At 72.9% G+C, this 7886-nt stretch carries 8 protein-coding genes; 3 read left to right on the top strand and 5 right to left on the bottom strand.

Translation table 11 applies throughout. From position 1 onward, the window contains the following. The first annotated feature begins 87 nt into the window (after nt 1–87). Nucleotides 88–585 (top strand): hypothetical protein, encoded by a 498-nt coding sequence (locus tag ACWEN3_RS36010; RefSeq protein ID WP_452979765.1) that lies wholly within the window; start codon nt 88–90, stop codon nt 583–585. Nucleotides 586–634: 49 nt separating this feature from the next. Here the strand turns inward: ACWEN3_RS36010 and ACWEN3_RS36005 are convergent, their stop codons facing one another. The 5 genes from ACWEN3_RS36005 to ACWEN3_RS35985 form a co-directional block, all read right to left on the bottom strand. After that, on the bottom strand, nt 635–1651 hold the full coding sequence (locus tag ACWEN3_RS36005; RefSeq protein ID WP_452979762.1) for a 3-oxoacyl-ACP synthase III family protein: 1017 nt from the start codon (nt 1649–1651) through the stop codon (nt 635–637). Then, nucleotides 1648–2298, bottom strand: coding sequence for an SRPBCC family protein (locus tag ACWEN3_RS36000; protein ID WP_452979759.1), 651 nt, complete (start codon nt 2296–2298; stop codon nt 1648–1650). The genes ACWEN3_RS36005 and ACWEN3_RS36000 overlap by 4 nt, the downstream gene beginning before the upstream one ends. Next, nucleotides 2273–4027 (bottom strand): thiamine pyrophosphate-binding protein, encoded by a 1755-nt coding sequence (locus ACWEN3_RS35995; RefSeq protein WP_452979756.1) that lies wholly within the window; start codon nt 4025–4027, stop codon nt 2273–2275. The genes ACWEN3_RS36000 and ACWEN3_RS35995 overlap by 26 nt, the downstream gene beginning before the upstream one ends. Beyond that, entirely contained in the window at nt 4024–5040 is a 1017-nt protein-coding gene (locus tag ACWEN3_RS35990) for a GlxA family transcriptional regulator (RefSeq protein WP_452979768.1), read from the bottom strand. The genes ACWEN3_RS35995 and ACWEN3_RS35990 overlap by 4 nt, the downstream gene beginning before the upstream one ends. Nucleotides 5041–5214: 174 nt before the next feature. Beyond that, nucleotides 5215–5907 carry an NAD(P)-dependent oxidoreductase gene (locus ACWEN3_RS35985; protein WP_452979754.1) on the bottom strand — a complete coding sequence of 231 codons (693 nt, stop codon included), beginning with the start codon at nt 5905–5907 and terminating at the stop codon, nt 5215–5217. A gap of 169 nt (nt 5908–6076) precedes the next feature. On the opposite strand from ACWEN3_RS35985, the gene sigJ reads away from it, so the two are divergent. Both sigJ and ACWEN3_RS35975 read left to right on the top strand, forming a co-directional pair. After that, a complete protein-coding gene (gene sigJ / locus ACWEN3_RS35980) occupies nt 6077–7036 on the top strand; it encodes an RNA polymerase sigma factor SigJ (RefSeq protein ID WP_452979752.1) in 960 nt (319 codons plus the stop codon). 21 nt (nt 7037–7057) lie between these two features. Continuing rightward, on the top strand, nt 7058–7654 hold the full coding sequence (locus ACWEN3_RS35975) for a nucleotidyltransferase family protein (protein ID WP_452979750.1): 597 nt from the start codon (nt 7058–7060) through the stop codon (nt 7652–7654). The last annotated feature ends 232 nt before the right edge of the window (nt 7655–7886 follow it).

Genomic DNA, 7886 nt, shown 5'->3' with positions numbered 1-7886 from the left:
ACGTCGTGATCCCGTTTTGGTCCTACTTCCTGGACTGAACAGCTCCCAAGCAGGACTGGCCTCGCGTGTCACCGAAAGGTCCCTGCGATGCCCGCCTCCCCGCCGCCCCAGCATCCGTCCCGGATCGCCGGGGCCGACGGGCTGGTCCTCACCGAGGACCACCTGTTCAACCTGGTCGACGCCGCCGCGCCCGTCACCTCCGTCATGCGTCCGCCGGCGCCCGGCAGACGCCTGGTCTCCGTGGGCGCCGGTGTCGTACTGGCCGTCTTCCGCAGCGAGTTGGAGGACAACGAACCGCATGTGGAGCTGGAGCACTGGTCGGTCGAGCCGCCGGCGCCCGAGGGCGACTGGGAGGCGCACACCGAGGAGCGGCTCACCGTGGAGGGCGGCCGGCTCACCCTCGCCTCCGGTGTGAGCGCGCTGCCCGCCCCGCACCAACTGGCTCTCCCGCCGGGCCCGTACCGGCTCGGGGTCTGGTGCCGGGGCCGCACCGAGGCACGCGCCGTCGAACTGGACGCGATCGACACCGGCACGTACCCCCAGGGGGTCGAGCGGTGGGTGGTACGGCTCTGGCCGGACCGCTAGGGGGGCCGGAGCCGGCCCTCCGGCGGAAGCGAGGGCGGGAGCGCCGCGGTCACCCTGGCCGCCCCCAGCGGATCGCCGCCGCACCGGCGTAGTCCCCGGCGTGGGCGAATCCGGCCAGCACCACGAGGTCCCCCTCGTCGATGCGCTTGGCGCGGATCGCGTCGTCCAGGGTGACGGGCATCGCGGCGCCGAAGAGATTGCCGCACCGGTCGAAGGTGTCGGGATGGCGGTCGGCGGGCATGTCCAGCGCCTGGTGCCAGTTGCGCAGAAAGGTCCGGTTGGGCTGATTGGTGATCAGGCGGTCGATGCCGCTCACGTCCTCGCCCACCTGCCGGCACAGCTCCCGCACGACCTCCGGGACGAGGCGGTTGCCCCGCTCCAGCACGTTGGCGACTCCGGACTCGGTGAACCCGATGCGCACCTGGGCGTCGCCCGCCTCCCAGTACTTGCGCCCGTCCTCGCGCACCATGGTCATGTCCCCCGCGTGGGCGGCGACATGGCGGCTCGCGATCCCGAGGACGGGGGCGTGCGCGGAGGCCGTCAGATAGGCGACTCCGCACCCGTCGCCCGGGATGGCGGCCTGGGACAGACCGCGGACCTGTGACTGCGTGAACAACTGGCCCGCGGCGCTCTGGGCGTTGCAGATCAGGGCGGTACGAGCGTCGCCCCCGGCCATGATGCGCCGGGCCAGGTCCAGCATGTGCACGAAGGAGGCGCACCCGGCGTTGGCCACGTCGATCAGCCAGCGGGGCGCCAGCCCCAGCAGGCGGGCCACCTCGGTGCCGGCGCCCACGAAGGGCTGGTCCGGCAGCTGGCTGTGCACCAGCAGGACGTCCACGCGGCGGATCTCCGCGCGTCCGTGCCGTTCGAAGAGCGGCTCGACGGCCCGCTCGATCATGTCCGCGTTGGTCTCGCCGGGGGCCACGTGATGGCGGTACGGCGGGACCCGGAACATCGGGCTGTCGCGCAGTCGGTCCTCCGCCGCCGGGTGCTCGGTGAAGAACGCGGCGGGCACGGGCTCGCCGGGCAGATAGGCGGAGACGTCGGTCAGGCTCACCGGCGTCATCGGGCGACCCGCTTCGCCGGGCCGGTGGAGACGGGCAGACCGTTGCGGTGGCGGTGTTCGAGGATCGCCTTGAGGTTGTGCATCTCCAGGGTGTGGCCGGCGTAGAACAGGTCCCAGTAGTCCCCGACCCAGGGCCGGTCGGGGCGGGGTGCCAGGTCCGGGCGCGGGTTGTCGCGGTAGTACGGGTGACGGCAGTTGGTCCAGGTGATCACCGAACCGGGCCGGCCGAGGACCCGAGCGGCCGGGACCACCCTCATCAGGTAGACCATCCACAGCTCGTCGCCCTGGTCCCAGGCACAGTGGTAGTCGACCGTCATGGCTTCGGGGTGGGCCTCGGTCCGGCAGTAGATCCGGGTGCCCTCCTCCAGCAGGTCGTCGCCCACCCACAGCCCCGGTGCGCCGGCGGGCTCGAACCCGCGCAGGCTGCACGTCCACTCCTCCAGGTGGTGGCCGCGGCTGAGGTAGTCGTAGGCCGCCTCCGGCGGGCAGTCGACGTACTCCTGGATGGTGCAGTAATCGCCGTAGACCTGCTGGTGCGGATAGGCGGTGGAGGTCAACTCCAGGCAGCGGGCCGTCAGTTCCTCGGGGCTGGTGTTCTCCACCCGGACGAGGCCCGGGATGTCAGCCAACGTGGATCGCTCGGTCATGCGCGTGCTCCTCGTGAGGGGTCGGGTGGCCGGAAGCGGAGGTGCCCGGACCGCCTCGCGGGGACGCGGAGGCGGCCAGGAAGGGCTGGAACGGCGGTGTCTCCCGGTGGTCGAGATCCATGGCGACCAGGGCCGGCCCACCGTGGTCGTTGCTCCGCAGCAGCGCGGCGCGCAACTGTGCCGGGTCGTCGGCCGCGGCGACGCGCAGCCGGGGGAACATCGCCGCCGCGCCGGCGGCGATGCGGGACGGGTGGAAGACGTTGTCCGTGCGGGCACCGCCCTGGAACATCTCCTCCCGCATGACGCACATGGCGTGCGCGTTGTTGTTCAGGACGACGAAGGTGACCGGAGCGTCGTACTCGACGGCGGTGTGCACCTCCATGCCGTGCATGAAGAACGCCCCGTCGCCGGCCACCACATAGGTCCGCCGGCCGGTGGCCAGGGCGGCGCCGATCCCGGCGCCGAAGGTGTAGCCCATGCCGCCCATGCCCACCGCCACGACGAAGCGCCCGTCTCGAGGGGCCGGCAGGGCGTGGATGGCGGCGGCGCCCACGTTCCCGGCGTCCACGAAGACATGGGCGTCCTGCGGCAGCGCCTCGGCGATCGCGGCGACCACCGAGGCGTGGTCGCCGGCCGGACCGGAGGCCGGCGGCGGGCACAGGTGCGACGGGGGGCGATGGTCCGGGCAGGCGGGCGGCCGCGGCCGGACGCGGTGCCGGAGGGTGCGCAGCGTGCCGGCCACCTCTCCGAGCAGGGCGGTGCCGGGCACGTAGGGCCGCTCGGGGTCGGCGCAGATCACGGGCATGTCGTGGAGCAGGGGCTCCAGCGCGCCCCGGGCCATCACGGGCAGCCGCGTGCCCACCAGCAGACAGGCGTCGGCGCGGCGCAGGCAGTCCTCGACCTCGCGGTGGCCCATCACCCCGGCCACGCCCACGAACCGGGGGTCCCGGTTGTCGTAGACGTCCTTGGCGTCCGGGGTCACGGCGACACAGGCGCCCAGGCGCCGCACCAGGCCGCTCAGCTCCGCGCGCGCCCGCGCCCCGGCCACGCCCTCCCCGGCGATCACCATGACGCGGGAGGCGCCCTCCAGCACGTCCACGGCCTCGGTCAGGGCGGCGGGGTCCGGGCGGGCCCCGGTGGACGTCAGCGGGGGCGTCGGCGACGCCGTGGCTCCCATGGCCGCCGGCGGCGTGAGGCGGCCCTGCTGGACGTCCTTGGGCAGGAGCAGTACGGCGGGTCCGCGCGGCTCGGTCAGGGCGGCTCCGATCGCGCGGGCCAGCAGCCCCGGGATCGCGCCGGGTTCCGTCACCCGGGCGCAGAACCGCGAGACGGGCGCGAAGACGTCCTGGGCGTCGAAGGAGCCCGCCTTGCCGCTGGAGTCCTGGAAGGCACCCCGCCCCTCCTGGCCGATGGGCGGCTGTCCGACCAGGGCCAGCAGCGGGATGCGGGAGGCGTGGGCCTCGGCCAGCCCCGGCACGAGGTTCATCGCGCCCCCACCCGACGTGGCGGCGACGACGCCCAGGCGTCCGGTGGCCCGGGCGTACCCGTCCGCCATGGTCGCGGCCGAGAACTCGTGCTTGGCCACGACCCCGTCGATCCGGCCGGGGGCGCGGTGTACCGCGTCGTACAGGTCCTCGATGTTGGCGCCGCCGACGCCGAACACGTACCGGACGCCGATCCGGTCGAGTTCGGCGGTCACGTAGTCCACGAGGCGTGTCGGTTGGGTCATGCCGACCTCCGTTCCGGCCGGCCGGGCTCGGCGAGCAGGCCGGCGGGGGTGTGCAGCTGGAAGTGCTGCCGGTACTGGGCGGGGGTGAGGCCGAGGAGGGCGCCGAACGCGCGCAGGAACGTCTCCACGTTGGTGAATCCGCAACGACTCGAGATCTGCCCCACCGACAGCTCGGTGACCTCCAGCAGCTGACGGGCCCTCGCGACGCGCAGCCGCCGGACGTACGCGCCCGGCGTCATCCCCACCGCGCGGCGGAACACCCGGGCGAAGTGCCGCGGGCTCATGCTCGCCCGGCCGGCGAGTTCGGACACCGGCAGCGCGCGGTGGAGGTTGTCCTGGATCCAGTCCTGCACGGCCCGGATCGGCTCCTGATCCGCCAGCTGCGCGTCCAGGACCATGCTGAACTGCGCCTGGCCGCCCGGGCGTTTGTAGTACAGCACCAGGAACTTGGCGACCTCCAGGGCGCGATCCGGGCCGTGATCGCTCTCCACCAGGGCCAGGGCCATGTCGATGCCCGTGGACACGCCCGCCGAGGTGACGTACGGGCCGTCCCGGATGAAGATCGGCTCGGGATCCACGGTCACCTCGGGGTAGCGCTGGGCCATCAGTTCCCAGAACGCCCAGTGCGTGGTGGCCCGGCGCCCGTCCAGGAGGCCGGCCTCGGCCAGCAGGAACGCCCCGCCGCACACGGACGCCACCCGCCGGGACCGCTCGGCGGCGCCTCTGATCCACGCGATGAAGGAGCGGTTCAGCAGGGCCTGCTTGAGGCCCGGTCCGCCCGGGACGAGCAGCGTGTCGATCTCCCCCTCCGCCGCCTCCAGCGGCTCCGCCTGCATGACCAGGCCCGCGGAGGTGGGTACTGACGGAGCGTCGGGGGAGACGCACTGCAGGCGGTAGGTGTCGTCCGGCCCGGACGACAGCCGGTTGACGCTGTCGAAGACCTCGAGCGGTCCGCTGACGTCCAGCGCCTGGGCGCCGGGGTAGACCGCGATGACAACTCGTCGTTCCTTCACGGTCACAGACTGTTCCCAGCGGTGATCAGTCCACAAGGACAGCTCGTTGACGTTTCCTGCCACGCCCGCGCCCACCCCGCTCACCAGGCAGAAGACCGGGGCGGGTTCGGCGTGAGACCGGTCACTGTCGAGGTGACACGTGACCTCCGGACCCCAACTCGTATGCCGGGTACGTCACTTGCCGAAGCCCTCCTTCCGGATGAGGTCGAAGAGGCTCGGGGTGCCCTGGGTGGTGCGCACGTCGAGAAAGGTGCGCGCGTGCCCCTCGGCGGCGGCCTCGCGCACGAGCGCGTGCGCGAGGTCGGCCCGGGAGGTGAACCGTCCGGGCAGCCGGCCGGCACCGAGCCGGTACTCGCTCACCTCGCCCGTGTCGAAGAGACCGGCGGGACGGAGCACCGTCCAGTCGAGGCCGCTCGCGCCGACGATCTCCTCCATGCGGCGCATGTCGTCGTAGACCGTGCGCCCGACGACCCGTACGAAGAACGGTTCGAGGACCTTCCGGAAGAGGACCCCCTCGCCGGGCGCCGGCACGTCGAACAGCACGGTGGAGGTCACACAGACCAGACGGCGGACACGGTGGCGGTCCATGGCCCGGGTGATGTGGGTCATGCCTGCCGAGTACACCGTGACCGGGGCCCGGCCGTACGGGACGCCGAGCGTGGAGATCACCGCGTCCTGCCCGGCCACCACGCGCTCGACCGCCGTACCGTCCAGGACGTCGGCCTCCTCGACCCGCAGCCGGCCGTCGCCGGGCGGGAAGTCGTCGGGGTGGCGGGTCACCGCGGTGACGGTGTGACCGGCGGCGGTCGCCTGCTCGGCCACCTGCCGTCCGGTCGGCCCGTTGGCGCCGAAGACGACGAGTCTCATGGGGTTCTCCTTCGCTGTCCGGTGCTGCTGCCGTGGACCGAGAGGAGCCGCACCGCGGTGGGTGTGACGGCGCGGGGGCAGGTTGAGACGTACGGCACACTCCGGTTCCCGGTGTCACACTCCGGGGGCCCGGGCCCCTCTGGGTGGTGAGCCGTCGTGAGGAGATGCCATGGCCGACCATCGGACGCCCGCGGGGACGGACGCCGCCACCGAGGCGTTCCTCGACCACCGTGAGCTGCTGTTCGCGGTGGCGTACAACATGCTGGGCACCGTCACCGACACCGAGGACGTGCTCCAGGAGACCTGGCTGTCCTGGGCGGGGCGCACGAGCGCGGGGGACGCGGGCCGGGCGCCGGGGATCGAGCACCCTCGGGCCTACCTGGTGCGGATCGCGGTGCGGCACGCGCTCGCGCGGCGGGCGCGGATCGCCCGGCGGCGCGAGACGTACGTCGGGCCCTGGCTGCCGGAACCCCTGCCCACGGACGGCTCTCCCGGCCGGGCGGCCGCCGAGGACTCCGCCGAACGGGCCGAACGCGCCGAGTCGGTGTCACTGGCGCTGCTGGTCGTCCTGGAGACCCTCACCCCGCTGGAGCGGGCGGTGTTCGTCCTGCACGAGGTGTTCGGCTACGCGCACCCCGAGCTCGCGGACATCCTCGGCCGCAGCCCCGCCGCCGTACGACAGCTCGCGCGCCGCGCTCGTGCCCATGTGCGGGCGCGGCGCCCGCGTTACGAGGCCCGTCCCCGGGTCCGGCGGCAGGCGACGGAACGGTTCGTCGCCGCCGCGCTCGGCGGCGATCTCGGGGCGCTGCTCGAGATCCTGGCTCCGGAGGCCGCCCTGTGGACCGACGGCGGCGGCAAGGCGCAGGCGGCACCGCGGCCGATCCGCGGGCGGGACAAGGTGGCACGGGCGCTCACCGGGTACGCCGCCCGCTCGGCCGCCGGTCTCGAATTCCGGCACCGGGACGTCAACGGCGACGCGGCCGTGGTGGTCTTCGAGGACGGTTCCCCGCACGCGGTGATGGTGATGGACCTCGACGCGGACGGCGAACGGGTCCACGCGGTCTACCTCGTCACCAACCCGGACAAGCTCTCGGCGGTCGACCGGGGCGAAGCGAGTCCCGAGACCTGATGACCGTGATAGGCAGGACGGATGCTCGGCAGAGTCCCCCTCACCGAACAGCTCGACGGCCTGCGGTCCGTCCTCTCCCGGAACGAGATCCTGACCGACGTGATGACCCGGGCGGCGACGCTGGAGCTGCCCGGCTGGTACGTCACGGCGGGCTGCCTGTTCCAGACGGTGTGGAACGTGGTCACCGGCAGGCCCCCGGCCAACGGCATCAAGGACTACGACATCTTCTACTTCGACGGCGGTGACCTCTCCTGGGAGGCGGAGGACGCCGTCATCAAGGCGGGTCGGGAGGTGTTCGCCGGCCTGCCGGCCGAGGTGGAGATCCGCAACGAGGCCCGTGTGCACCTCTGGTACGAGCAGAAGTTCGGGGTGCCCTGCCCGGCGCACGAGTCCACCGAGGCCGCGATCGACCGCTTCGCCGCGACGACCTGCTGTCTGGGCGTCCGTCCGGAACCCGGCGGAACATGGCGCGTCTACGCGCCGTACGGCCTCTCCGACGTGTTCGACCTCGTCGTCCGGCCCAATCCACGCCTCGCCCCGCGAGAGGTCTACGAGACGAAGACGGCGCGCTGGAAAGAAGAGTGGCCGGAGCTCACCGTCCTGCCGTGGCCGGTCTGATGCCCGGACCCACCCGGCTTTGGCCCAGGCAGCCTGCTGGGGGCGCTTACCCATGCCATGCCCGCCTACGCGACAGCTCATATGCGGGACGCCGCCCCGCGCCTGGAGACCGCCGAGTACATCGAGCGCATCGCGGCGACCTGGCGGTGCGGTTCAACCAGCGGTACGGGCACACGTTCGTGGTGCCGAAAGCCACCCGTCCGGACGTGGCCGCTCGGGTGATGAACCTTCA

Source organism: Streptomyces sp. NPDC004561 (genome assembly GCF_053602155.1).
Note: the sequence above shows the minus strand (reverse complement) of the source record. Positions and strands in the feature narration are given on the sequence as shown.